Source organism: Sphingobacterium sp. ML3W (assembly GCF_000747525.1).
Taxonomy (GTDB): Bacteria; Bacteroidota; Bacteroidia; order Sphingobacteriales; family Sphingobacteriaceae; genus Sphingobacterium.
In genome coordinates, this window is sequence record NZ_CP009278.1 from 4,119,081 (window position 1) to 4,144,507 (window position 25,427).

The following is a 25,427-nucleotide window of genomic DNA, read 5'->3' on the forward strand; positions in this document are numbered from 1 at the left end:
CCATTAATAGCACAAATCTTGAATTAAATAGTCCATATTATGTCTCAAACTAAGATTTAACTGTTTTTTTTCATTAAAATGCATATCCCAGAGAAACCATTATATTTCGAGGGGCTCCCGGAAATGCTCGGGTGTAATCAAAGCCACCCAAAAAATAGTATTTATCGAATACATTATTCATATTCACGGCCATCTTCAATGCGCCGATATGGTAATAAACTGCTGCATTCATTGTCGTATAAGATGGCCAATAACCCCATAGCGCATTACCTTCACTATCTTGACCTATCGTATTATCCATCCGGCGACTATCCACATAATAAACACCAGTGCCGAAACCTAAACCTTTCAACATATTTTGTGAAAAGACATATTTCAACCAAGCACTAGCCATATTTTTAGGAGCACCCGGTAGTGATTCTCCCAATTCCGAAGCGATTGACGAAGCTTTTACATCCGTATGGTTGTAGGTATAATTTGCCATAATTTGAAATTCCTTGGTCAACTGCCCTCTTAAATCCAACTCAATACCTTCTGATAACACTTTTCCAGACTGTCTATACTCAGAAAAACCCGAATTCAGAATTGCACCAGTTGCAATCAACATATTACTACGTTCAATATGGAATAAGGAAAGATCCACCTGTAGTTGATTTTTTAAAAAACCCGTTTTGAAACCTGTTTCAAGCTGAAAACTACGCTCAGGTTCAAAAGGTTTATCAGCACCATAGTTTTGATATTGGTGAATAAAACTAGCGCCAACAGGAACAAAACCCTGTGAGTAACTAGCGAAATAATTTATCTGTTTATTCAGTTCATAGGTCAATCCCGCTCGCGGCAACCAAGCATTTTGAGCAGCTTGAGTGCGCTTTTGTCCATCTATCGTCTCCGACACATAATGCTCGTGACGTAAACCCAATATTACTTTTAACTTATCTGCAATCGCCAGCTGATCCTGTATATATATTCCCGTGGTCTTATAAGGACTTAAAAAAGGATATGCTACATTTTCACGCCACACGTAAGACGTTAGGTCATGTGTTGTATACATCGGATTATTTAAATCAAATATCAAAGGTACAACCTGCCCGTTAACAGTCTGTTGTCTTGCCTCGCGCAATTGATTTTCCTTATCTCCCCTATATTCCGCAAAATCAACACCAGCTACAATATGATGATCTATGATATCCCCCTCACGGTCCCATTTGAGATAACCGACCACATTGTCCGTATAATCTTTTCCATGACGATCAAAGAACCGCATATTCATAATCGTATTTTTAGGTGCATCTGCAAAAGTATTTAAAGTCCGATGTTCGTTGACATCCTCTTCATATACCGATTTCATATAACTTAGGTGCAGACTCAAATTGTCTGCAAGTTTCTGAGATAACCTTCCGCTTAGGGAAAATGTTTTAGAATTATAAAAATCAGAAGGCTGACTCAAGGTAAACGAACGCGGTAAGGCATAGAAGTCATTTGCTTTGATACCCATTCCACGATCAAGATAACCATCAAACTGACTATAAGCTACATCTACATCCACTTGCGTACCTGTCGCTGGTTTAAATGTAAAAGAAGGTGCTATCATGATACGTTTTTGTCGATTGACATCACGAAATGTTTTGGTGTCTTCGTATCCAGCATTGAATCGATATAGAATACGTTTTGCACTATCCAAAGGACCACCCAAATCAAGTGTTGTACGCATCGTCTGAAAACTACCTGAGGTAAATCCAATATTTCCTTTAAATGACTCCAAAGGTTTCTTGGTAGTCATGTTGATCGTTCCACCGGGTACGACATCACCAAACAAAGAAGCCCCCGGCCCTTTCAACACTTCTATGCTTTCCAGATTAAGGGTCAACGGCGTATTGTAATAACTATTACCATAACCATATCCCGAACGCAAACCATTTACTAAACGTACGCCGGTCTCATACCCACTTTTAAAACCACGAATGATAACATCATCATAAGAAGAAGCTTCGGTCACACCAGCCAAATCTTGAAATAGAGCACCTGTCGTAAATGCTTGCTTATCTTCTATAAACTCATGACTTAACACCGCTACAGATTGTGGTAGATCCTTAAGTTTTCCAGAAAACTTGCCTCCTAATTCCAAATTATTAGTCAGGTACGAATTATTACGTCTTCCAGTTATCAACACTTCCTCCAACATACGGTCATTTGGAGTCAATCTGATTTTCAGCCCAGTTTGCGTATTCCAATTCGTCGTCGTCAGATTTATCTTTTCACTTCCGTAACCAATAGCCGTAACATCCAAGTCCATCGGAAGCAAAACAGCCTGAGGGAAAACAAACTTGCCATCCACATCTGAAGTTGTCGCTTGCAACGAATTGCCCAATGATAGGGTTACTCCAGATAAGGGGCGCCCTGATTCATTAAAAATCATACCATAAACTGCTGTGCTATTTTGTGCATGAACAGGCATTGAAAAACAAACACTTATTGCCACTGTAAAAACCAACGACTTAAACTTATACTTCATTGTAATATTTTCTATGTTTTTGAAACTATCATACGCTTATAGCCTTCAGACATACACGACTATTAGTTTCGTTCTTGAGCTCACGAGCTCGGTATATTATTATATTAATCTGCGAATACAACATGACCTTAAGGCATCAAAAACAGTTCTTTAGACAAGATGTTATCTTGTAATTGATTGATTACCGGAAGTTCACTCACCATCAACTCCATATGCATCGTTGGAAAACCCGATTCGTCACAATAATCCAGTAAGCGGAATCCCTGCTTTAACCAGAACTCATAAGCACCGGTTAAAAATGGGTGGGTATGTAGATAAAGCCGCTCTATCTGCTTTTGCTTGGCAATCTGCATGAGTTGCTCAAACAATAAGCTCCCCAATCCCGTTCTTCGGTAGTCAGGATCAACAAACAGACGTGCTACTTCCACTGTCTGCTGCACGTCTATATTCAAATGAGGAAATCGGTAATCATATTCCATCATACCAATTACTCCAACCAAAGCGCCTTCTTCATTTCTAGCCTGTAAAAAAGTACCTGTATGATTATGTAAGAAAACAGCCTCAAAATCTTGTAAATCTTGAGGTATCTTATTTGGGTCCAACATCGGAAACAATAGCCGCCTAAAGGCTAACACATAGGGCAACACTTCTGCTACATCCAACTCGCTAACGTTATAAATTGAAATATTTTCCATTAATGATTTTCATTAAGCTTTGGAACAAACATCCATTTGCCCTGATTTTCCAAACTCAACAAGGACAATTCATAAGTTTCTTCCAACAGATTCTTCACTTCTTCCTGTTCCATTCCATTGATATCGAACAAGCTATTATCACGCATCAAATAAAATTGATCTCCAAACATAAAAGCCAGATTAGGGTCATGCATCACACATAAAACTGTTGTTCCTTCATTGACCAATTCTTTAGCCGTCCGCAATACTGCCATTTGATAATTGAGATCCAGGTGATTTGTCGGCTCATCGAGCATCAATATATCCGGTTCTTGTACCAAGACCCGACATAATAGAATCAACTGTCTTTCACCACCAGACAATTCGGTATAAGGTTTGTTTTTCAAATGCTCCAGACTAAACTTCTTCAATATGGCATCAACCGCTTCATAATCCTCAATACTCGGTGAAAAACGTGAAAAAGAAGCGCGACCAGTCAATACGACATCCGACACTTTAAAAGGAAAGGTCGTTTGATGAAACTGATTTAAAAAACCCAAACGCAATTGAACTCTGTTGCCTACTTTAATTTTTTTCCGATCCACATTACCGATCAAAACCTGACCCTCATAACGTTTCTCCAAGCCAGCAATCACATTGAATAGGGTTGATTTTCCACTACCGTTACGTCCCAAAATGATGGACAACTTTCCTTTCGGAAAACGCACATTCACATCACGCAGTACAGGTTCATCACCATAGGAAAAAGATAATTGTTGTATAGCAATCGAAGTATTCATCTAATCAGTTAATTATGAGCATTCCAGCTCCGTTTGTTTTAAATTTTATCAAGGTCTTTTTGGCAACCTTTCGATCTAATTGAGCATTGTGCAATTAAATCATGAATTCCAATTCATCGCGTTGCGACGCATCAAGTAAATAAATAAAGGCGCTCCGATAATCATAGTAAATACCCCAATTGGAATTTCAAATGGCATGACCGCTCGTGAAAAATCATCAATTAAGAGTAGAAAGGTTCCTCCGATGCTGATGTTGGCCCATACTGAAATATTGTTATTAGGACCAAAGATCATACGACTGATATGTGGTACAATTAATCCAAATAGACTGATTACCCCTACAGCTGCCACCGAAGCTGCTGTAATCATGGTAGCAACAGCAATTAGCACCAGTTTAATAATTTTTGGATTGACTCCAACAGCAAGTGCTTCCTGATCACCCAGAGACAATAGATTCAATTTCCAACGGTACAACACAATCACAAATAGGCCTATTGCAATAGGCCCTATGGCAGTATATACCTTAGACCAAGAAGCCGTATGTAAATTACCCATGGTCCACTGTATAATAGCCTGCAATTTATAAGGATCACTCATATATTGCAGCAAAGTCAATAAGGCCGTAAATACCCCCGATATCACCATACCGGCCAACACCATCCCTACAATAGAAGTTCTAACCCCCGAATACGAGACCAAATAGGTCAGCCCCACTGCACACACACCAAAAATAAAAGCAGAAAGATTAACCGACATGATTGGAAACAACATAGCTAAGGCTGCACCAAAAGCAGACCCTGAAGAAATCCCGAGTGTAAAGGGATCGACAATAGGATTTCTAAAGATAGATTGAAGCACCCCACCTGAAGATGCCAAAGCAGCACCAACCAGAAATGTCAACAACACCCGAGGCAGTCTTACTTGCCATAAAATAGTACTCAAACTACCATCTTGAAGGGTCGGATCCTGTAAAAACCCCAGCTGTATCGCCATTCTTTGAAACAATTCGATTACGCTTATATTTTGGGTAGAGCCGATAGTAAGCGATAGCACAAAAAGAAGAACAGGCACAATGACCAACAGGACAATGATTTTCAACCTTCCCATAATTATAGCAATCCTTCTTTACCGTACATGATTTCAAAAGCCTCTTCTGTCTCTTGATTTAACTGCTCCTCAGTATAAACTGGAAAACACCAATGTCTCACCTGTTTTGCAAACAATAGAAATTTAACGGTATGCGGATCAAATGGAAATGAAGGCGACATCACATATACCTGTTTATTTTTCACAGCAGGAAGATCAGCCAATTCTTTCAAGTCATATACATCAGACAATTTGGAGTTCCACAATATAATGAGATCCGGATTCCATTTGTACATCGTTTCCGCACTGATGTTTGGCGCTTCCATAGACAAAGGGCATGCATTTTCAGCTCCTGATAAACGAATGGCCATATCAATCAGACTTCCTTTGCCAGAAGTAGACATCACACGACCTTTAGACCAAGCGTAGTAAACAGACTTAGCATCGTCTATCTCAGGCACGCGCATGCGTTCTACTTCAGCTTCCACGTAGGTCACGATTTCCTGTGCACGTTCTTTTTTTCCTACTAATATCCCCATTCCGAGCAATTCTGCCAAAATACGCTCATCATCCGCAGAGGAGCAGCTGTAAACCGGAATACCCAAATCTTCCAACTGCTGTATATTATCTTGATCTGTATTGAAAGTAATTACCAAATCAGGTTGCAATGCTACTATGCTCTCTACATTATTAGACTGACCACCATAAGTGGGCGTCGCTATGGTCTTTTCAGCTATCCTTTTATCAAGTTTTGACAAAAAAGCATAAGTATCTTCCATTTGATATACCTGTTGAGGAATCCCCACGATACAATCACCGGCCTGCAACATGTACAATTCGTCCAACAGCGAAGGAAATAGCACCACCACCCTTTTAGCTTCCTGCGGGAGACTAATGACCTTTCCACGACTATCAATAGCGCTGAAAGATTGTAAAAGCTCCTTGTTACTAGCATGGTTACAAGCTTGCAAAACACCTATAAAAAACAAAGCTGCTACCCCAAATAATTTATGATTTACTTTCATTCCTTAAATTTTTAATAAGCTGACGCACAAGATTTTCCGACAGCAGTGTTTCCTCCTCCAGTTGGACCTGTGATTGGAATTTTGCGAACAACTGTTCATACAATCGTCCATCATATGGCACCCGATAGGTATCTTTATTGATACCAAAAAATAAAGGCAAATGCCTATTACCGATATAATAACAGAAGTCTGCAGCCTGTACTAAATCAATCGGTTCAAAGCAGATGGTCAAAGTTGGCTTGATTGTGATCGTAGCCATCAATTGGCCAGCATGGAATAACCCATCCCCCGAACGCCACTCTTTACCACGCTCCAATTGCAGAAGTATGGTTTGTCCTGCAGTCGTCACTCTGGTCAATTTTCTTTTATGCACTTCAAACCATTCCAGTTGAAGTTGTGCCATCACTACATCAGTAAAATCCTCCCTTGGCACCACTGCATCAATTTCTACAGGCTGTACTTCCATATCACTTATTTAACCTCAGCTTGAAGTCTCGCTTCTTTTTTTTGTTTCACTTTATCTTTTAACCAGTTGCACCACTCATCGATACCTTCGCCATTAGTCGTACTTATTGTCATAATTTCGATATTTGGATTTACCTCACGTGCATCTTTGGTTACTGCCTCTACAGTAAACGGTACATAAGGAAGCAAGTCAGATTTTGATACCAACATCAATTCACTCGTCAAAAACATACGTGGATATTTTTTAGGCTTATCGTCCCCTTCTGTCGTTGCCAATAAAGTCACACGGTAATCTTCACCGAGATCAAAAGCTGAAGGGCAGAGCAGATTACCTACATTTTCAATAAACAACAGATCGGTACCGGTTAAATCAATGTGATCTAGGGCTTGCAAAATCATCTGTGCTTCGATGTGACATACACCACCGGTCACGATTTGCAAGGCATTGATACCCACTTCACGCATTCTGATTGCATCACGTTCTGTTTCGGGGTCGCCCACTAAAACCGAAATATGAATATCACCCGCAAGTCGCTTACCTGTTTCTTGCATTAAAGTTGTCTTCCCAGACCCTGGTGAGGAGCAAACGTTGATAATGCAAACATCCTTCAGTCGCTCGCGGATTGCATTGGCCACATAATCATTGGCTTTTAATAAATGTAAGGTTGTATTATCGCACTGTACCGAACCCACGCGGTTTCCAGCACTTTTTGGATTAGATGTGTTAGTAGACATATTATTGTTTTTGTTTAAAAATTACTTTTGAAATATACAATTCGTTCCCTTGAACGATTGTTGACGAAGGCTGCCCACAAGGGCATACAAACCGATGGTATAAAACCGGAAAATCTTTATCACAAGACTCACAATGAGCTATTATCTCATTGACGAGAACCTCCAGCTCCATTTCCGCATAGGAATTGTTATCGGCTATGAACGCATCAAAAGCGTTCTGGATCAAAACAGGTTGTACATTTGAAAGTAGCCCTGCAGTGACTTGAATCTTTTGGATATCTTCCACTTTAGACCCATAATGGCCCTCCAATGTATCGAAGATATCCTTGACAATACTAAGCTCATGCATAATAGTATATAATCTAAGAAATATGAAAAAGTTTTGTGACAGTAGCAATCAATCGAACATCGACCCTACTTTACGTATAGAATATATTTGGCCGGCAGGCTAAAAAGGAATCTTTATCTGTTCAAAAAGCAGAAATTTGTCCGTTTCGACAGGCAGATAATGGAGAAATCTGTAATCGTCCTCAAAAAGGTTTTCATTGGAATAGAGCAAATTCATGGCCAAATCATATACCACGAGCACTTTATCCAAGTTAAGATCTTTGTCTAGGTCAAAGTCTAAATCCCAAAAATATGTTTGTTGAAAAGGAGTGCTTTTATTGACCGATAAATGCGAAGTGCAATAGTCCACGTCTTGACCTCCAAGATCAAATATTCTTTGGAAAGTGGATGAACAAGCAATATCTTGAACACTAACATGAGTTGTTGACCCTAACGATTGAAAGGGAAACAACCAAACTGAAAGCACAAAAATAACTAACCTGAACATCATTTATAACAAATTATTAACTTGCTGTTTTTAACCTAACAAAGTTAATACGAATAGTAGCAATTAGACTAGCACAAATCAGGAATTTCGTTTCACTAAATAGGATAAACTGCTCGTATAAATGATAATCGTACTTAATTATTGCTCCAACATACCATTATAATAATCCAATTTCTGTAGGAGTTCATCATATTTGGTTAATGAAATTTGCACGTCAAACTCCTGTACACCAAATAATTTAACATAGCCCATATCATTACTCTTCTTATAATTCATAAAAGATAACCAATTAATGAGCTGCCGCCCCTCATCAACTTCAAGTAACAGATGTGGAAACAGACCCTTTATCACAGGTAAATCACGTTCTTCCAAAACATGGGTATTTCCATTCATCAACCTCACCTTTAGTACTTTTTGGCAAATATAGATTCGTTGCACCTGCGTGATTGATACCTCTCTCCATCCGTAATCATCGATTACTCTGATTTTCTTGACCAACTCCGCCACTATATCCTCAAAATGCTGTTGCCGGGTGCAAAGTGCTTGATAACGACTTTCCATTCGTTCGATTGTTTGTTGATAATCAAGCATCTGGATTGCCAACTGATCTGAAAAATCTAAAACCAAACGATCACGCTGCAATTGAGCTTCCATTCTTTGTATTCGTAATGTTTCTTCATTATTGGCAATAAGGTCCTTTTTCATCTCCTCATACGCCCATTTATGTTCCGCAATAGCATATTGATGAGCCGTTTCCTGAACATGATTGTTTCTTTTATATTCTCGTTTAGCTACTTCATCGGCACGCACCTTGAAATAAACCAAGAGCGCAGACATAGTCAACAAGACCAAAAGGAGATCCCGTTCGATAAAATTATACTTGCTCACATCGTGTATAAATTGGTAACGGAACAAACTATAAAAATAAACTTTAAAACCAAAAGCTGCAATAAACAGGGTCATGCCCTTAAATATCCAGCGAACCAGTTTCTTCTTTTTTAAATAAGGATCATGATCATAATAATAGAGTAGAAAGGATAAGATGTAGACTAGGGTAACAAAAAAGATAAAACTGTAGGTATAATTGATCAAATAAACATCTTTTCCAATAGCATCAATGATATTTACATTTGTAAATAAAAATACAACGATTAGCGTGATAATCCCGGCGAGCAAAATATTTGCCACTATATTGGAATACCAAGACTTCAAATAGAGATCTATGCTTTTCATAATTAGTTAATATTATAGAACTAATATAAAAAAATATCATCATAAAATAATAAAAAAATAAATATTTAACTTCACATCTATATTAAAACAATGATAATAATCGAAAAACAATAAAAAAATAAACCTATTATCATACTCAAAATATTCTTTATCGGTAAAAAGAATAACTCTCATTAACTTGCAATCAGATAATAACCTTTTCACTTCCAATCACTCGTCTTTAATTTGCAATACTCATGCAAAAAAAATTGGTCAGACCAAAAGAGAGAACTCCTTCAGTCTAACCATATCCCAACGTTTAATTTAGATTAACCTGTAAGTTAAAAAGAGGATAACGCTAATATGCCATTCATTACAATTCTTCATCATGCTGCGTACGATCAAGACCAAGTTCTTCTTCGTTTTCAAAGACACGCAATGGAGTAATCATATCTGTCACCTTAATCAACAGTAAGGATCCGAAAAATGCAAAAACCGAAACGGCTATCAGTGCGACAATATGTGCTACAAATAAACCTGTCTCACCAAAATACAAGCCATTTGTAGTCACTGCACTATTCACGTTGCTATTGGCAAACACCCCCGTCAGAACCATCCCCACCATACCGCCTACGCCATGACAAGGAAATACATCCAAAGTCACTTCCGTCCTAAATAAATTTTAGGCGCGTGTTTCCCTTGAAACAGTATCTATTTTTAGATAATTTCAATTTTGACCCTATTTTTTAGTCTGAGAATATCTGTAGCTGTCCATTTTTACCCTTAACTGGTGGCCTGATAAAAGGATCATCTATCCATTGCCATATATTTATTTTCACGAATATATTCATCCTGATAAACCCGACCAAGTTAGACAGATTCCAATCGTATTTAGCCTTCTTCTGAAGGTATTTGAGCAGTAATATTCCAATCAACGAAGTCCATATTTGGATCATGACCGCATTTTCAGAAGTACCCACAAAAGATGATATTTTTAAGCGTTGCTTCAGATGCTTGAAGAAAATCTCGATCTGCCATCGCTGTTTATAAATGTTAGCTACTAGTGATGCCTTCCATTGGATATTATTTGTCAGAAAGTGGTACTGGTTGTCTGTGCTGCTGTCCCAAAAGTGAATCAAGCGTAATGGTTTAGAGTTGTATCTATCTGCTGATGGACCAGAAAGCTCAATGATCTCATCTTTAATGATTCCCTTTTCAAGGAGTGCTTCACTCTGGTATGACTTGATAACGTTGTACTTCATGTTAGTTTTACTCCTGGTAACAAAATAACAACCTCTGCTGTCCAAATCCCCGAGCCAGTTGTAATCCACATAACCTCTATCCACCACTACAACGCTTCCTTTGGAAAAACTATAGCTACCCGCACGCTGGCTTTCATGAACTTTCCCGTCTGTAATCTGCATGAAAACAGGAAGACATCCATCATAATCCAGCACAGTGTGCAGTTTTACAGCACCTTTGGTGCTTCTAAATTTAGCCCAGTCAAATACAGATAAACATAAAGGGATGATACTGGCATCCATCAGATAAACCTTGCGCTTTAATTGCGTTAGATCTTTGCGCAAATGGGTATCCTTTTGCCATAGCTTATCTAATAGCGAAAAGTACAGATCTTTAAAGAGTTCATGGGTGCGGTGCTTGTTGATATAGGAAATATTGGACTTGCTGGGTGCTCTACCAACACCTAAATGGTTCAAATTACCAGTCGTACTACGTAAGCCATTACTGATATCACGAACTGAATCTGCAGAAGAAAAATGGCAAAACAACATGCTAGCAAGATGCGTCCAGCTGTTGATCCCTTTACAATGTTTGTCACTCTTGTGCTTAGCAACCAAAACCTTGAATAATTCGCGGTCGATAAGTGATAAAATCTGACTAAAAACGTTTAAATTTACCATGGCGGTGTGTTAAAATTTGACGATTTAAATATAGCAACTTTGCTATAGCAAAACACCGCCACTTTTTTCAACGTTTAGGACGCTACTGATCCAAAGTATCATCGATACGGGTCTTACTCCGTAAAAAAACAACAAGATTACTGACCAAGGCAGCCACTAAACCGATGACAAGCGAATGTGGGATACTGACAAACCCAGCTGCAGGTGTAATGGCTACCAAACCAACAACCGCACCAATACAAGCACCCATAGCTGAAGGCTTTTTCCCCCTAATGATATCGACAAAAATCCAAGCGATAGCAGCAACAGCTGAAGCTGTGGTCGTCGTGGCAAAGGCGTATGCAGCCAAACTATTTGCACCCCCAGCAGATCCTGCATTGAAACCAAACCAACCAAACCAAAGCAGTGCCGTACCCAAAATCACATAACTAATACGAGCAGGTGAGTGTGTCGGCGTTATACGTCCTTTCAAATAGATGGCAGATGCTAAGGCTGCCCATCCAGCGGACATATGCACGACAGTCCCCCCTGCAAAGTCCAAGACCCCGTACTTTGCTAAAATCCCTTCCGAATGCCAAGTAGCATGAGCTAAAGGCATATAGATGAACACACTGAATAACAAGATGAATACCATAAAGGAGTTGAAGCGCACCCTTTCCGCAAAAGCCCCTGTGATCAGTGCAGGTGTGATAATGGCAAATTTCAATTGAAACATAGCGAAAAGTACAAGTGGAATTGTTGGCAAAGCTGGCCAGGTCGCATTGCCCAACATCCCTTTCATCATATAAAAAGTTCTTGGATCTCCAATGATACCACCTATATCATCTCCAAAGGCCAAACTAAATCCAAAAATAACCCAAAGTACCGAAATTAGGCACATACAGATAAAACTTTGCATCATGGTAGAAATGACATTCTTTTTGCTGACCATCCCACCATAAAAGAAAGCCAAACCTGGGGTCATAATCAATACCAAAGCAGATGATGCCAGTAGCCAAGCCGTATCTCCAGTGTCCATCTGTACTCCCCCAGTATCAACAACATCTAAAGATGGGGTCAATAAGCCAATAAAAGCCAAAAAGACCAAAACAAAAAGCGGGACGAATTTTTTCATAAGATTCTACATTTTTTATTTAACATTTCAATATTAAAATCCATTATTTCATATAAAAACAATAAACATTAACTATAATAACTAATTATATGACAAATATAATGGCAAATAATTGAAAAATCAATAAAAAATAAAATAAAATTATATATTTACATAATAATTTCACCAAAACAAACAAAAAACACAAAAATTACTAGTATTAAATGCTAAAAACAAGTATAAATAAGATAAAACTCTAATATTTAATGGAAAAACAGTAAAAAACTAGAAGTTTTTAGTGTTTTTAAATGAAAAAATGACATAAACACATTTAAAAACAAGTAAAAATGAGAAAATTAACCCTAACCCAACTGCTTTTAGCACTTATGACTACAGCATCCTACGCACAATCTCAAGAAAGTAACCTCTTAGGCTTGGAAATTTCAGGATCAGTGGACACCTATTGGAAATATGATTTCCAGAAACAATCAAATATTCAGACCTCATTTACAGAAGAAAATAATTCGGTATCAATTGGAATGATCGACCTTGCATTGAAAAAAAAATCCGGAAGAGCATCTTTTGTTGGTGAATTATCATTTGGACCAAGGGGACAATACCGCTCCATCTTAAATGCTAGTGACCAAAATAGTTTTCACATTCAAAACTTATTCATTTCTTATGCCTTAACGGAGAGACTGACCATGACAGCTGGATTCATGAGCACGTTTATTGGTTATGAAGTCATTTGTCCTTCTTACAATTTTCATTATTCTACTTCTTATCTATTTGGAGCCGGACCTTTTCAAGATGGTGGTATCAAAGCACAGTATGTCTTCTCTGATCAGGTAAGTCTCATGGTCGGACTCTTTAATGACTGGAATGTATACCAAGATCTCAATGGAGTTTCCCATTTCGGATCACAATTATCCATAACGCCAAATGAAAGATCCAATTTCAATCTAAATTTCTTAACAGGTTCATCACAAGGTGGAGCTAGCAATTACAGTTCGGGCACATTGATTGATTTCGTCGGTAATTATGCTTTCACACCTTTATTCTCATTGGGTGCCAATGCTACCGACTACGACCAGAAAGGAGGAGGTGGGTACTCCGGAATTGCCCTTTACCCAATGGTCAATATTAATAAAAATATAGGTATAGGCTTGCGTGGTGAATATTTCAAACTAAAAGATGCCCCTATCTTAGAAGCAGTAGGTAATGAAATATTCTCTACAACATTGACGGCCAACTTCAAACACAATGGCTTTCATTTTATCCCCGAAATCAGATTAGACAATAGTAGCGAGCAAATATTTGTCAAACAGAATCTTACGCCCACCAAGAATGCAGGACAGTTTTCCTTGGCATTAGTTTACGATTTTTAATCAAACACACCTGAATCCATTACTTTTTATGACATGTTCCCTCTTCAGCCTTGTCACATACAATAAGTACAATGATATTTTATAATCAGAAAAATAAAAAAGTATTTAGCATTTTCACGTATTTATTCTATTTTTAACTGGGCCATAAGAATAGTCGGAAACAACGAATAATAACAATGAAAACCAATGCAGCTCGGATTTTAGATCATCTACAGATTACTTATACAATAAAGGAATATGAAATCAATGATAGGCATCAAAGTGCAACAGATGTTGCTGAAATTTTAAAAATACGACCAGAAAGCATATACAAAACACTTGTGCTAACTGGACAAAAAGATCAGTACCTCGTTGCAATTATACCAGGGAATGCGCAAGTTAATCTGAAAAAATTAGCCTTTATTTCTGGCAATAAAAAATGTGAAATGCTAGCTATGAAGGACCTACAACAGGTGACTGGCTATATCCGAGGTGGCTGCTCCCCTATCGGCATGAAGAAAGCATTCCCAACCTATATCGAAGAAATTGCTACTTTAGAAGACAAGATCATCATCAGTGCAGGAAAAAAAGGTTATCAGATCATGCTTAAACCTGATGACCTGAGCAAAGCCACAAAGGGTATATTTGCAGATATATCCGACAGCCTATAGCATGAAAACAAAGCACACATAAAAAAGCCACTTCCTAGGAAGTGGCTCATAAAGTCTTATCGGTTATTTAATATAATATCATTTGCAAACGCGCTATACGATATCGCTTTGACGATAATGCGTATGCGTTTTATTACGCCCCACCAAACTACCACCTATAGCACTGGCGGCACCAACTAAAAGTGCAAAGAATCCAAAAATAGCAGCTTTACCAAGGGCATCACTAACCTCTTCGCCTACTTTTTTAGATTTTTCAGCAGCTTCAGCAGACAATTCTTTTATTTTCTGTTTTGCTTCTTCAGCTGTATTGATCCAGTTATCAACAATCTGTTCTGATTCTACTTTTGATTTACCCGTACGCTCTGCTACAACATTTACTAAAGCATCTTTATCAACATCCGACATGACGCTATCTTTTAGATTATACAATTTACTGAGTAACGATTTAGAAACATCATCGGCATTATCGGGATTCTCCCCAATTTGACGACCTGCTTTTTTTGCTTCCCCAACAGCATTTTCTGCTTTTTTCTCTAAATTACCAGGCTGTAGTTCCTTCTTCCCCGTTTGCTTCAACAAAGTAGTAGCCTCATCTTTCAGTTTTTTCAAATCGCTATGTCCCAAGCCCAAGTTATCACCAACCATAGCAGATACATCTGGCAGATTATCTTTAAGCGCACCACCAGCAGAAGACAGTCCCTTTCCTAAGACATTGCCTATACCACCGACCAGACTTCCCAGTGAAGTTGTAAATAAGTACAAACTAAACAATGCAAATACACTCCACGTAAGCACCCCATGTAATATACGATCCACCTTACATGTTGTAGAAGACAGCCATCCACTCACCCATCCTCCGGCAAAAAGAGAGATTAAAGTTGTTAAGATCCACCAGACCATTAATCCTGTCCCCATCCCACTGAATGGGGTATTATCTGAAGTAGGCGTAAAACTGACAAAACCAATACCTACCCCCAATAAGGTCAATAATAATTGCACGATTATCGTCACTATTACTCCCGCGATTACCGCTCCCCAAGAGATTCGTTTAAAATAACGCGGAAAATTTTTATTGTCATTCGTGTAACTCGTTTCCATAAGAATAAATTTAAATTTTTTAAAATAATTCACTAAACTTCACCTAGACTTTTAAACTACAGTTAACTTATCAACAGTCCATTAACCCTTTTGTTTTAGAAAAACTCACTTCCGTCCTAAATAAATTTTAGGCGCGTGTTTCCCTTGAAACAGTATCTATTTTTAGATAATTTCAATTTTGACCCTATTTTTTAGTCTGAGAATATCTGTAGCTGTCCATTTTTACCCTTAACTGGTGGCCTGATAAAAGGATCATCTATCCATTGCCATATATTTATTTTCACGAATATATTCATCCTGATAAACCCGACCAAGTTAGACAGATTCCAATCGTATTTAGCCTTCTTCTGAAGGTATTTGAGCAGTAATATTCCAATCAACGAAGTCCATATTTGGATCATGACCGCATTTTCAGAAGTACCCACAAAAGATGATATTTTTAAGCGTTGCTTCAGATGCTTGAAGAAAATCTCGATCTGCCATCGCTGTTTATAAATGTTAGCTACTAGTGATGCCTTCCATTGGATATTATTTGTCAGAAAGTGGTACTGGTTGTCTGTGCTGCTGTCCCAAAAGTGAATCAAGCGTAATGGTTTAGAGTTGTATCTATCTGCTGATGGACCAGAAAGCTCAATGATCTCATCTTTAATGATTCCCTTTTCAAGGAGTGCTTCACTCTGGTATGACTTGATAACGTTGTACTTCATGTTAGTTTTACTCCTGGTAACAAAATAACAACCTCTGCTGTCCAAATCCCCGAGCCAGTTGTAATCCACATAACCTCTATCCACCACTACAACGCTTCCTTTGGAAAAACTATAGCTACCCGCACGCTGGCTTTCATGAACTTTCCCGTCTGTAATCTGCATGAAAACAGGAAGACATCCATCATAATCCAGCACAGTGTGCAGTTTTACAGCACCTTTGGTGCTTCTAAATTTAGCCCAGTCAAATACAGATAAACATAAAGGGATGATACTGGCATCCATCAGATAAACCTTGCGCTTTAATTGCGTTAGATCTTTGCGCAAATGGGTATCCTTTTGCCATAGCTTATCTAATAGCGAAAAGTACAGATCTTTAAAGAGTTCATGGGTGCGGTGCTTGTTGATATAGGAAATATTGGACTTGCTGGGTGCTCTACCAACACCTAAATGGTTCAAATTACCAGTCGTACTACGTAAGCCATTACTGATATCACGAACTGAATCTGCAGAAGAAAAATGGCAAAACAACATGCTAGCAAGATGCGTCCAGCTGTTGATCCCTTTACAATGTTTGTCACTCTTGTGCTTAGCAACCAAAACCTTGAATAATTCGCGGTCGATAAGTGATAAAATCTGACTAAAAACGTTTAAATTTACCATGGCGGTGTGTTAAAATTTGACGATTTAAATATAGCAACTTTGCTATAGCAAAACACCGCCACTTTTTTCAACGTTTAGGACGCTACTGAGAAAAACTGATTAAATAGAACAAAAAAATAGGTGAATCAAATAAATCACCTATTCAAAATTAATTTATAATCATCAGTAGAATTAAATTATAGTAGTAGTTTTTACAAACTTAAATACTCGAATTATATACGAAATCATAATGTCCTATCAAAATTTAATCTATTGGATAAAAATAAATTGCATCTGATTTTTTTCAGATCGATTGAAACACAACAAATGAAAGAAACATCAAGAACAGCGATCATAAAATCAATTATTAATTCCTATTTTCGCAGGATAATCAATCGTGAGTTGATCAATTTAATGAACAGTTTTATAAGTTCAACCCGATTAAATTACCGGATATATAAAAGCAGGCTCTGCTCATGATTGATGCATCGCCATGAATAAAAACTCAATACGAATGAAACATCATGAGCTTAAATCAGTATACCAACATCAAAAATAAACGCTCGTGATCGTTTTATTACTATTGGACTTAGCGGAACAATTTAATTGATTGTAAAACAGATAATAAATCAATAAACCGAGTGAAACGAGCACCTAATTAAAGCTAACACTCATTATTAAAACAATTTATACGAATGAAAAAAATTACTGAAAATCTTCTTTTTAAAGTAATAATTGCCATCATTTCCGGCATTGTGCTGGGGCTTTATCTGCCTGAATCATTGGGACGCATATTGACCACCTACAACTTCCTTTTTGATCAGTTTTTAAAATTTTTGATACCCTTGATTATCGTGGGATTGATTATTCCATCTATTGCACAACTGGGCAAAACCGCCGGGAAATTATTATTGACAACAGTACTGATAGCTTATGGATCCACTTTATTTGCTGGACTTTTTTCATACACGGTCAGCATGAGTATCTTTCCAACGCTACTCCAAAATCAAATCAATACAGATTTGGTTACTGCTACCACTAAAACCCTGACTCCTTATTTCACGATTGAATTTCCACCACTTTTTGATGTCATGTCAGCACTGGTGCTCGCTTTCTGTATTGGTATCGGTCTCTCAAAATTGGAAAACTCAGCCTTAGAAAAGGTATTTATAGATTTTGAAAAAGTGATTAGCTTTTTAATCGAAAAAATGATCATTCCTTTGCTACCCTTTTTCATTCTCGGCATTTTCTATGATATGACGTACACAGGCAAAGTGTTCACTATACTACATGTATTCATCAAGATTATCGGCATTATCTTTATCATCCATATCCTATTATTGGTCATTCAATTTATTATTGCAGGAGTTATATCCAAACAAAATCCGTTCAAACTATTGATAGGCATGTTACCCGCATATTTCACAGCATTGGGTACGCAATCTTCGGCAGCCACTATTCCCGTTACGCTCAATCAGGCAAAGAAATTAGGCGTGGATGAGGATATTGCCAACTTCAGTATCCCCTTATGTGCCACCATCCATCTAGCAGGCAGTACACTCAAGATCGTCGCTTGCGTATTGGCACTTATGATGATGCAGGGTATCGCAATAGACTTTTTCCAGATGATGGGTTTCATCTGTATGCTTGGGGTTACCATGATTGCAGCGCCAGGTGTACCCGGGGGAGCTATAATGGCAGCCATTGGTATCATAGGCAGTATGCTCGGTTTCAATGCCGAAAATCAAGCGCTTATGATTGCATTATATATCGCGATGGACAGTTTTGGCACTGCTTGTAATGTAACAGGAGATGGCGCTATTGCCATCGTATTAAATGCTATTTTCAAGAAAAGAAAACAAGAGGAACCAGTAGAAGTTACTGCATAAAAGTAAATAGAACGACTCATAAAACATCAAGGGGTCGAAAAGGGACACAATATACCACTACTCGTTCGAAATATAGAGATACAAGAAGGGCTGATTAACAATTTAATCAGCCCTTCTTGTATTTGCAACTTATTGTCATCCAAGACATATTAAAAATGTTTATTTCTTAATCCTTACCAATAGACTTTCACATGCCTTATTGCTCAGCACCTCATGCCTTCCATTCGCGTAACTGATTGTAATGCTGTTATCAAAAGCCTCGATAGCATCTATCGTAATTACAGCCCCCAAAGCCAACATCCGACTTGTTAAAAACTTAAGCAACTCTTCCGAAGAATGACTAACAGCCTTAAAGACGACCACGTCACCAAGTTTACAGTCACTCAATTTACTGTATTTCTCCGCCACCATCTTGCCCTCTGTGTCCGGTATAGGAGAGCCATGTGGATCCACAGTCGGATACCCCAATAACTTGTCCATCTTGTCGAAAAACTTAGGCGATTGTATATGTTCAATCTGTTCTGCGATATCATGTACTTCTTCCCATCCAAAACCCATCATATTGACGAGGTACATTTCAGTTAAACGATGTTTCCGTATGATCAAAGCAGCCTCCTTTTTCCCTTTTTCCGTCAGTTTCAAAGGTTTATAACTTTCATAAACGACAAAACCTTTTTCAGAAAGGCGCTTCATCATGCTATTTACAGTAGGCATCCTGATTTCCAATTGCTTGCTCAGTTCATTCATACTTGCCTCACCTTTCACGCTGGTCAATGCAAACAGGGCTTTTAGATAATTCTCTTCTGTCTGTGAAATCATCCTACAAAACTATGAATTATTAGCACAGTCTAACAATAATGTTAGAAAAAATTTGTTAGTCCAATCTAACTTATTACTTTTGCACACATAAGTTTACAATTAGCCTCATAAAAGACCTGTATGGGAGTTTATCAATTCGGCTAATAAAACTGTACATCTTAAGAGATTAACCTAATAACATTTATATGATTGATTCTATTATCACCTACCTAGAAAGCATTGACCCCATATTGGCCGCATTGTATGCGACTTTATTCACCTGGGCTGTAACCGCTTTGGGAGCCTCCTTTGTATTTCTATTCAAGAAGATGAATAAAAACATCATGGATGGCATGTTGGGTTTTACAGGTGGTGTCATGGTCGCAGCAAGTGTCTGGAGTCTACTTATCCCAGCAATAAACATGAGTGAAGGTACCGGCTTTGTGCAGGTCGTGCCTGCAGTGGTGGGTTTTTTGATCGGCGCAGCATTCCTTTTTAGCATCGATAAGGTATTACCTCATCTGCACATCAATTTCAAAAAAGTCGAAGGTGTCAAGACTCCTTGGCAAAAGACAACTTTGATGATTTTAGCCATTACTCTCCACAATATTCCCGAAGGACTTGCCGTAGGAGTACTTTTTGGAAGTGTTGCTGCAGGGGTTCCAGAAGCCACAATTGCGGGCGCTGTAATTTTAGCGATAGGTATAGGTTTGCAAAATTTCCCTGAGGGTATCGCAGTAGCCATGCCTTTAAGAAGAATGGGCATGAGCAGACGCAAAAGTTTTTTCTATGGCCAAGCATCCGCTATTGTGGAACCAATTGCAGGTGTATTAGGAGCCATGGCAGTTGTTACATTTACACCGATACTACCCTATGCACTAGCATTTGCTGCTGGAGCGATGATATTCGTGGTTGTCGAAGAAGTGATTCCCGAAGCACAGCAGAACAAGAATTCAGACATTGCCACCATTGGCTTCATTGGTGGATTTATCTTAATGATGACGCTAGATGTAGCACTAGGTTAAGCAACAATAATAAACGATATCGAAATAACCCATTGTCATTTCGATATCGAATATCACCCCAAGCATAAAATCTAGCGTACAGCTTTCACTTCTAGTATAAAAGTCTTGTCCTTTATTTCGACAACCTGTTGTCGATCCATATTTTACTATGTGTCTTCAGTACATCAGCAGGCTCTATCGTATTTAAGATAAAACCATCATCATCGAACAAATACATCGCGACATCTTCATCATCAGCAATTGTCACGACACTAAATATTGCATCTTGATCGGTATAGTTGATATCCGACCTTAAGATGCGGACATTATTTTCCTTCATCCATATACGTGCTTCCTCATTGCTATATTGCTTAATCGATTGACGGTCGATATCAAACCGCTCCGACTCCTTTATAACCTGTTCCGGAAAAAAATCATCCAAATATCTCACATAGGTGGCTTTGTCCTTATTTCTAAGGGCATAATTTCTTACGATAAGCCGCTGCGGATTATTATCAAAATCGAATGCTTTAGGGTTCTCCAAGAATCCATAATGAGCATTATAGAGATTGATTCGCGTATCTTTATTAATGATTTCATTTTCCATACCAATGCATTTTGAATATGGAAATAACAGTTGAGTGCGATGATTTGTTTACTTGTAATTTCATTTTCCCTGTATCATGGTTGTCCCTTACATATAAAAACTGTACCTTCGTGATTCAATTATCATATTGTGCCTCAGGCATATCATATTATGTTTAGTTCTTGGTTGATCTAAACATCCTGTAATCCGAGACTAATTGCTGTTTTGTCGACACACTTTTTCACTGTCAGTATACACTGGCGGGCAGCATCTTTTTTGAGATCAATTTTTCTTAATTAGCTCGGTTCGTCTGTATGCCGGGGCTTTAAGAAAAAGAAGGAGATTATGTCAGAAAACAAACTACCGAGTAGTAACAGATTTGGATTAGTGATCCATAAACCCGTATTTATACCCACATTGATTATCGTGGTGGTCAGTGTTGTGCTTGCCTTATTATTCCACAAAGAATCGCAGTTAATCTTTCAACAGGTTCAAGATGTCGTATCCGAAAAAGGCGGTTGGATATACACCCTTTCGGTCAATGCATTTATTGTATTTTGTCTTTATTTGGCCTTTGGAAAATACGGCAGCGTCCGCATAGGAGGGCCTGATGCCAAACCTGAGTTTAAAGTCTCCGCCTGGTTTGCCATGCTATTCAGTGCAGGGATTGGTAATGGCCTTGTACTTTTCAGTATTGCCGACCCCGTCAGAGATTTTGTAACACCTCCCCGGCTCCCCGCCGGCACCGACCCATCAGTCATCGCACAAGAAGCTATCAATTTTTCATTCTTACATCACGGTATTCACGGCTGGGCCATCTATTCCGTCATTGGACTCGCACTTGCTTATTTTACCTACAACCGTAAGATGCCTCTAACCATACGTTCAGCTTTCTACCCAATCCTTGGTGACCGCATCTATGGTTGGATAGGTGACACCATTGACGTTGTTGCAGTCGTTGCTACCTTATTCGGTCTTGCCACCACCCTAGGATTTGGTGTGGGACAGATAAATGCAGGCCTCACCCATGTTTTTGGTATACCATCCAGCATCTTTATCCAATACGGTGTCATACTCGGTATTACACTCATCGCCACCCTATCCGTAATATCTGGAGTAAATAAAGGTGTCAAATTTTTGAGTGAGCTCAATATAGGTATTGCCGTCATCCTATTCCTACTGGTATTGATTTTGGGTCCTACCGCTTTTATATTAAAAGGATATGTTCAAAACATTGGTAGCTATCTACACAATTTTGTAGATTTGGCAACATGGTCAGGCAACTATGGCGATAGCGGTTGGCATAATAATGTCACCTTGATGTACTGGGGCTGGTGGGCTTCATGGTCGCCTTTTGTCGGGACATTTATCGCGCGAGTATCACGTGGACGTACCATTAAACAATTTATACTAGGCGTATTGTTACTACCAGCATTAGTTACCTTTCTTTGGTTCTCGGCATTCGGAGGCACCACCATGTTAGGTCTGCTCGAAGGGGATTTTGCGTTGGTAGATGCCGTGAAAGACAATATCTCGACGGCGCTATTCGTATTTTTTGAGAAATTCCCTTTTTCCATCATCTTCAAGATACTCGGCATGTTACTGATCTGTAGCTTTATCATTACCTCTGCCGACTCTGGTGCGTTAGTTGTCGATAGCATTACTTCTGGAGGGCAGCGCCGTACACCTGCTATGCAGCGGATCCTATGGGCTTCGTTATCAGGTATCATTGCCGCAGCACTACTAACCGGAGGAGGCTTAGACACTTTACAAGCAGCCGTTACGATCTCAGGCTTACCCTTTGCCATCTTATTAGTTATCATGTGCGTATCGTTATTCATCGGTATACGTGAGGATTTCAATATGGATCTGCGACGTACAAAAATGAAAGAAACCGAATCCTATAAATCATCCATCGCTAAAATATTGGATGAAGAAAGACAAGCCTTACAGCTGGGTCATGAGGATGTGGAATCAACAAATGCTAAGCCGACCGGGCCTATAGAGGTAAAAACAGACGAGAATAAATCTAGTCAATAAAAAATAAGACAACATGAACAAATCAATCATAGTAGCGCTAGATCTTACGGATCATGATCTCACGCTTATCAAGTTTGCACAACAGGTCCAATCTACTTATCAGATTGCTAAAGTACATTTTGTACACAACATCAAAATATCAGAGTTGGACGAAATCCTGAGCGATATGATGGAGGATAGACAGATAGGTCCCATGATCTCAAAAAATCTTGAAAACAAAATCAAGAGTATTTTCAAAGAGTCTGACAGTTACGATTTGACCTTACTGGAAGGAGACAATACCGAGTTTGGCATCAGCGAATGGGTAAAAAAGATGAACAAACCGACCACAGCATTGTTGGGTTGGAAAACAGTGGAAAACGGCACAGGTGCCATGGCGCAAAAGCTTATCCGCATATTTCAGGGCGATGTCCTATTGATACCACGAGATACATCGTTCAAAATGCAGTCCATCCTGATTCCAACAGATTTAAGCAGCAATTTTTCAAAAGTAAAGAACAAAGTAGAAGATTTGTTGCCTACAGGCAGCCCTTTCCAAGTATCAATAATCAAATCTTTTAATATACCGAGCGTATTCTTTCCATTTATCGACGATCAGGAAACCAAAGTAAAAGCCGAAAAACTGATTATGGTCCAATATGAAGCTTTAAAGAAAAAATTAAAGATATCCGATACTTGGAGTTTCAAAGCCGTATATCAAAATGGAAAAAGTATTTCGGACATCATCCTACGCGAAAACAAAAACTGTAGAGCAGATATGCTTGTCATGGCTGCCAAAGGAGCCAGTACGATCGCTACTATATTTCTTGGAAGCACGACCAATGAGATCATCAATAGAGATCCCTTCCAAGTGTTATATATTGTCAAATAGTAAAATTATAAAAAAACACTCCAGCAATGCTGGGGTATTTTTTTATATCACATTAAGCTCTAAAAAGACCCTTCATCAATTATGCCATCAACCAATCCGCCAACAACTCATTCTTTTGCTCCACATAAGGTTCTCCTACTCCAAGATTCGATGGCCAAGTACGAGACTCTGCTATTTTAGTACCGGCTATTTTATATTCCTTTTTTAAGTATGTGCTGATAAGCGAGCATCAACTTAGTCTGTACGTAATAGCGGTGCCCTTCCGTTGCACCTTCAAAAGGTAGGATTTCGATTGATTCTAATGCTTTATCTGCTTGGATATATTCAGATATTATTAAACCAGTGTTCGAGCCTGCTTCGCCCCTTCTTCGCAGCGGTTCTACCATTTCCCTACTCTACACCTACCTGCCTCCTACTGTATCTGTAGGGAAACGGTAGAGCAACTGTAGGTAAACAGTATACATTTCCCGAAGCCTTCCCGAATAAAGGGCGAATAAAAGGCGAATATGGGATAAGTATAGGGCAATGGTGGAGTTATAAAACAAAACAGATGGAGTAAAAAAGTAGACCCACCGTTACCATCTTTTTGAACGAAAATCGAGTCGAAAAATCTATAAAATAATTTGCCTCTATGTCCAGCAGAATCTCTTACTAATAACAGCACAAATTAAAGTCGAAAGGTAAAGCTCTGGATACTACCGTGCCCTACAGTACATAGTTTTGCTTGCATTCAACTTGGCCAGATACTGTTCCGATGTAAGCAGCAATTAAAATCGCTAATCTTGCCGCAACAAACAAAACGCACAATACGATTATTCCTAATAAGCACACCTGTTCCTCACGTCAAGTTTAAGCTACTTTTTAAGGAGGCTGAGCAATCATCATGCTCAATGTGGGTAAATACTTGATGTGAAAAAACAAGCGCCCGTAAGAGATTGTGTAAGGTAACCGCAGTGGCATCCAATACCGAATTATTTACCATCCCATAAAGCAGCAACCCGAATGTACTAATCTCTGTACCTCTCCAGTAGCTTTTTAGTACACTCCTCGTGAATTAACAATACATTGTTAATAAAGGATTCGTACTTGCTTCTAACCTGCTTCGGACCTCGCCCATCCTTTGCACACCGCTGGCACATCTCCTGACCAACGGCTACCCAGTAAAAGGTAATTGGAAGGTAATTAAACGGTAAATTGGAGCTAGTATAAGTTCCGAAGCTGGTACGAATACAGTACGAAGCTGACCCGAATGTGGCAACAACTTATTCACTAACTCCAGAAGAAAAGCAGAATATCTTTCTTCCTCTGCTATTTGTTCAAACTCTGCTCGAGTATTCTTCGACACTTGTTCGACTGCTGTTCGACACTTGTTCGAGACCGCTTCGACACTTGTTCGGG

The 25,427-nt window shown here is 38.7% G+C and carries 22 protein-coding genes and 2 pseudogenes; 6 read left to right on the plus strand and 18 right to left on the minus strand.

The annotated features are described in order from the left end of the window. Positions 1 to 73: 73 nt before the first annotated feature. From KO02_RS17675 to KO02_RS17735, 13 genes and pseudogenes are all read right to left on the minus strand, one after another. Positions 74 to 2,512, minus strand: coding sequence for a TonB-dependent receptor (locus tag KO02_RS17675; RefSeq protein WP_038700430.1), 2,439 nt, complete (start codon positions 2,510 to 2,512; stop codon positions 74 to 76). A 128-nt stretch (positions 2,513 to 2,640) separates the two neighbouring features. Continuing rightward, positions 2,641 to 3,207 (minus strand): GNAT family N-acetyltransferase, encoded by a 567-nt coding sequence (locus tag KO02_RS17680; RefSeq protein WP_051960022.1) that lies wholly within the window; start codon positions 3,205 to 3,207, stop codon positions 2,641 to 2,643. Next, on the minus strand, positions 3,207 to 3,986 hold the full coding sequence (locus KO02_RS17685) for an ABC transporter ATP-binding protein (protein ID WP_038700432.1): 780 nt from the start codon (positions 3,984 to 3,986) through the stop codon (positions 3,207 to 3,209). Before KO02_RS17685 ends, KO02_RS17680 begins: the two co-directional genes overlap by 1 nt. Positions 3,987 to 4,085: 99 nt before the next feature. Beyond that, positions 4,086 to 5,093 carry a FecCD family ABC transporter permease gene (locus KO02_RS17690; protein ID WP_144243357.1) on the minus strand — a complete coding sequence of 336 codons (1,008 nt, stop codon included), beginning with the start codon at positions 5,091 to 5,093 and terminating at the stop codon, positions 4,086 to 4,088. Positions 5,094 to 5,095: 2 nt separating this feature from the next. Next, a complete protein-coding gene (locus KO02_RS17695) occupies positions 5,096 to 6,097 on the minus strand; it encodes an ABC transporter substrate-binding protein (protein WP_038700434.1) in 1,002 nt (333 codons plus the stop codon). Beyond that, complete coding sequence (locus tag KO02_RS17700; protein ID WP_038700436.1) at positions 6,081 to 6,563, minus strand: hypothetical protein; 483 nt, start codon at positions 6,561 to 6,563, stop codon at positions 6,081 to 6,083. Before KO02_RS17700 ends, KO02_RS17695 begins: the two co-directional genes overlap by 17 nt. A 5-nt stretch (positions 6,564 to 6,568) precedes the next feature. Further along, a complete protein-coding gene (hypB, locus tag KO02_RS17705) occupies positions 6,569 to 7,297 on the minus strand; it encodes a hydrogenase nickel incorporation protein HypB (RefSeq protein ID WP_081918420.1) in 729 nt (242 codons plus the stop codon). 1 nt (position 7,298) lies between these two features. Continuing rightward, positions 7,299 to 7,646 carry a hydrogenase maturation nickel metallochaperone HypA gene (locus KO02_RS17710; RefSeq protein ID WP_038700438.1) on the minus strand — a complete coding sequence of 116 codons (348 nt, stop codon included), beginning with the start codon at positions 7,644 to 7,646 and terminating at the stop codon, positions 7,299 to 7,301. 99 nt (positions 7,647 to 7,745) lie between these two features. Then, positions 7,746 to 8,135: a hypothetical protein gene (locus KO02_RS17715; protein WP_038700440.1), complete on the minus strand. Its 390-nt coding sequence runs from the start codon at positions 8,133 to 8,135 to the stop codon at positions 7,746 to 7,748. Positions 8,136 to 8,270: 135 nt separating this feature from the next. Next, positions 8,271 to 9,365: a hypothetical protein gene (locus KO02_RS17720; protein ID WP_038700442.1), complete on the minus strand. Its 1,095-nt coding sequence runs from the start codon at positions 9,363 to 9,365 to the stop codon at positions 8,271 to 8,273. A 352-nt stretch (positions 9,366 to 9,717) separates the two neighbouring features. After that, a pseudogene (locus KO02_RS17725) lies at positions 9,718 to 10,005 on the minus strand (ammonia channel protein); the annotation flags it as partial. An 85-nt stretch (positions 10,006 to 10,090) separates the two neighbouring features. Then, on the minus strand, positions 10,091 to 11,266 hold the full coding sequence (locus KO02_RS17730; RefSeq protein ID WP_038694773.1) for an IS4 family transposase: 1,176 nt from the start codon (positions 11,264 to 11,266) through the stop codon (positions 10,091 to 10,093). Positions 11,267 to 11,354: 88 nt separating this feature from the next. Then, positions 11,355 to 12,380, minus strand: a pseudogene (locus KO02_RS17735) (ammonium transporter); the annotation flags it as partial. A gap of 326 nt (positions 12,381 to 12,706) precedes the next feature. Here KO02_RS17735 and KO02_RS17740 point away from each other — a divergent pair. Together KO02_RS17740 and ybaK are read left to right on the plus strand one after the other, a co-directional pair. Beyond that, positions 12,707 to 13,747, plus strand: a complete 1,041-nt coding sequence (locus KO02_RS17740) for an outer membrane beta-barrel protein (protein ID WP_038700446.1) — start codon at positions 12,707 to 12,709, stop codon at positions 13,745 to 13,747. A gap of 176 nt (positions 13,748 to 13,923) precedes the next feature. After that, positions 13,924 to 14,397 (plus strand): Cys-tRNA(Pro) deacylase, encoded by a 474-nt coding sequence (gene ybaK, locus KO02_RS17745; RefSeq protein WP_038700449.1) that lies wholly within the window; start codon positions 13,924 to 13,926, stop codon positions 14,395 to 14,397. 93 nt (positions 14,398 to 14,490) lie between these two features. Here the strand turns inward: ybaK and KO02_RS17750 are convergent, their stop codons facing one another. Continuing rightward, positions 14,491 to 15,495 carry a hypothetical protein gene (locus KO02_RS17750; RefSeq protein ID WP_038700451.1) on the minus strand — a complete coding sequence of 335 codons (1,005 nt, stop codon included), beginning with the start codon at positions 15,493 to 15,495 and terminating at the stop codon, positions 14,491 to 14,493. A gap of 191 nt (positions 15,496 to 15,686) precedes the next feature. Further along, positions 15,687 to 16,862 (minus strand): IS4 family transposase, encoded by a 1,176-nt coding sequence (locus tag KO02_RS17755; protein WP_038694773.1) that lies wholly within the window; start codon positions 16,860 to 16,862, stop codon positions 15,687 to 15,689. 674 nt (positions 16,863 to 17,536) lie between these two features. Here KO02_RS17755 and KO02_RS17760 point away from each other — a divergent pair. Further along, positions 17,537 to 18,730 (plus strand): dicarboxylate/amino acid:cation symporter, encoded by a 1,194-nt coding sequence (locus tag KO02_RS17760; RefSeq protein WP_038700453.1) that lies wholly within the window; start codon positions 17,537 to 17,539, stop codon positions 18,728 to 18,730. A gap of 159 nt (positions 18,731 to 18,889) precedes the next feature. On the opposite strand, the gene KO02_RS17765 is transcribed toward KO02_RS17760, so the two are convergent. Next, positions 18,890 to 19,549, minus strand: coding sequence for a metal-dependent transcriptional regulator (locus KO02_RS17765; protein WP_038700454.1), 660 nt, complete (start codon positions 19,547 to 19,549; stop codon positions 18,890 to 18,892). A 185-nt stretch (positions 19,550 to 19,734) separates the two neighbouring features. On the opposite strand from KO02_RS17765, the gene KO02_RS17770 reads away from it, so the two are divergent. After that, positions 19,735 to 20,553, plus strand: a complete 819-nt coding sequence (locus KO02_RS17770; protein WP_038700456.1) for a ZIP family metal transporter — start codon at positions 19,735 to 19,737, stop codon at positions 20,551 to 20,553. A gap of 112 nt (positions 20,554 to 20,665) precedes the next feature. On the opposite strand, the gene KO02_RS17775 is transcribed toward KO02_RS17770, so the two are convergent. Beyond that, the gene (locus KO02_RS17775) at positions 20,666 to 21,139 is read right to left on the minus strand and encodes a hypothetical protein (protein WP_038700458.1); all 474 of its coding nucleotides are present in this window, start codon (positions 21,137 to 21,139) and stop codon (positions 20,666 to 20,668) included. Between the two features lie 324 nt (positions 21,140 to 21,463). Here KO02_RS17775 and KO02_RS17780 point away from each other — a divergent pair, with 324 nt between their 5' ends. Further along, positions 21,464 to 23,158, plus strand: a complete 1,695-nt coding sequence (locus tag KO02_RS17780; RefSeq protein WP_081918421.1) for a BCCT family transporter — start codon at positions 21,464 to 21,466, stop codon at positions 23,156 to 23,158. 13 nt (positions 23,159 to 23,171) lie between these two features. Continuing rightward, complete coding sequence (locus KO02_RS17785) at positions 23,172 to 24,029, plus strand: universal stress protein (RefSeq protein WP_038700459.1); 858 nt, start codon at positions 23,172 to 23,174, stop codon at positions 24,027 to 24,029. Positions 24,030 to 24,220: 191 nt separating this feature from the next. On the opposite strand, the gene KO02_RS17790 is transcribed toward KO02_RS17785, so the two are convergent. After that, positions 24,221 to 24,415 carry a hypothetical protein gene (locus KO02_RS17790; protein WP_038700461.1) on the minus strand — a complete coding sequence of 65 codons (195 nt, stop codon included), beginning with the start codon at positions 24,413 to 24,415 and terminating at the stop codon, positions 24,221 to 24,223. Between the last annotated feature and the right edge of the window lie 1,012 nt (positions 24,416 to 25,427).

What these genes read in the sequence shown, in the direction of transcription:
- KO02_RS17675 (WP_038700430.1), bottom strand. Translation starts at nt 2,512, where the DNA reads ATGAAGTATAAGTTTAAGTCGTTGGTTTTTACAGTGGCAATAAGTGTT.
- KO02_RS17680 (WP_051960022.1), bottom strand. Translation starts at nt 3,207, where the DNA reads ATGGAAAATATTTCAATTTATAACGTTAGCGAGTTGGATGTAGCAGAA.
- KO02_RS17685 (WP_038700432.1), bottom strand. Translation starts at nt 3,986, where the DNA reads ATGAATACTTCGATTGCTATACAACAATTATCTTTTTCCTATGGTGAT.
- KO02_RS17690 (WP_144243357.1), bottom strand. Translation starts at nt 5,093, where the DNA reads ATGGGAAGGTTGAAAATCATTGTCCTGTTGGTCATTGTGCCTGTTCTT.
- KO02_RS17695 (WP_038700434.1), bottom strand. Translation starts at nt 6,097, where the DNA reads ATGAAAGTAAATCATAAATTATTTGGGGTAGCAGCTTTGTTTTTTATA.
- KO02_RS17700 (WP_038700436.1), bottom strand. Translation starts at nt 6,563, where the DNA reads ATGGAAGTACAGCCTGTAGAAATTGATGCAGTGGTGCCAAGGGAGGAT.
- hypB (WP_081918420.1), bottom strand. Translation starts at nt 7,297, where the DNA reads ATGTCTACTAACACATCTAATCCAAAAAGTGCTGGAAACCGCGTGGGT.
- KO02_RS17710 (WP_038700438.1), bottom strand. Translation starts at nt 7,646, where the DNA reads ATGCATGAGCTTAGTATTGTCAAGGATATCTTCGATACATTGGAGGGC.
- KO02_RS17715 (WP_038700440.1), bottom strand. Translation starts at nt 8,135, where the DNA reads ATGATGTTCAGGTTAGTTATTTTTGTGCTTTCAGTTTGGTTGTTTCCC.
- KO02_RS17720 (WP_038700442.1), bottom strand. Translation starts at nt 9,365, where the DNA reads ATGAAAAGCATAGATCTCTATTTGAAGTCTTGGTATTCCAATATAGTG.
- KO02_RS17730 (WP_038694773.1), bottom strand. Translation starts at nt 11,266, where the DNA reads ATGGTAAATTTAAACGTTTTTAGTCAGATTTTATCACTTATCGACCGC.
- KO02_RS17740 (WP_038700446.1), top strand. Translation starts at nt 12,707, where the DNA reads ATGAGAAAATTAACCCTAACCCAACTGCTTTTAGCACTTATGACTACA.
- ybaK (WP_038700449.1), top strand. Translation starts at nt 13,924, where the DNA reads ATGAAAACCAATGCAGCTCGGATTTTAGATCATCTACAGATTACTTAT.
- KO02_RS17750 (WP_038700451.1), bottom strand. Translation starts at nt 15,495, where the DNA reads ATGGAAACGAGTTACACGAATGACAATAAAAATTTTCCGCGTTATTTT.
- KO02_RS17755 (WP_038694773.1), bottom strand. Translation starts at nt 16,862, where the DNA reads ATGGTAAATTTAAACGTTTTTAGTCAGATTTTATCACTTATCGACCGC.
- KO02_RS17760 (WP_038700453.1), top strand. Translation starts at nt 17,537, where the DNA reads ATGAAAAAAATTACTGAAAATCTTCTTTTTAAAGTAATAATTGCCATC.
- KO02_RS17765 (WP_038700454.1), bottom strand. Translation starts at nt 19,549, where the DNA reads ATGATTTCACAGACAGAAGAGAATTATCTAAAAGCCCTGTTTGCATTG.
- KO02_RS17770 (WP_038700456.1), top strand. Translation starts at nt 19,735, where the DNA reads ATGATTGATTCTATTATCACCTACCTAGAAAGCATTGACCCCATATTG.
- KO02_RS17775 (WP_038700458.1), bottom strand. Translation starts at nt 21,139, where the DNA reads ATGGAAAATGAAATCATTAATAAAGATACGCGAATCAATCTCTATAAT.
- KO02_RS17780 (WP_081918421.1), top strand. Translation starts at nt 21,464, where the DNA reads ATGTCAGAAAACAAACTACCGAGTAGTAACAGATTTGGATTAGTGATC.
- KO02_RS17785 (WP_038700459.1), top strand. Translation starts at nt 23,172, where the DNA reads ATGAACAAATCAATCATAGTAGCGCTAGATCTTACGGATCATGATCTC.
- KO02_RS17790 (WP_038700461.1), bottom strand. Translation starts at nt 24,415, where the DNA reads ATGGTAGAACCGCTGCGAAGAAGGGGCGAAGCAGGCTCGAACACTGGT.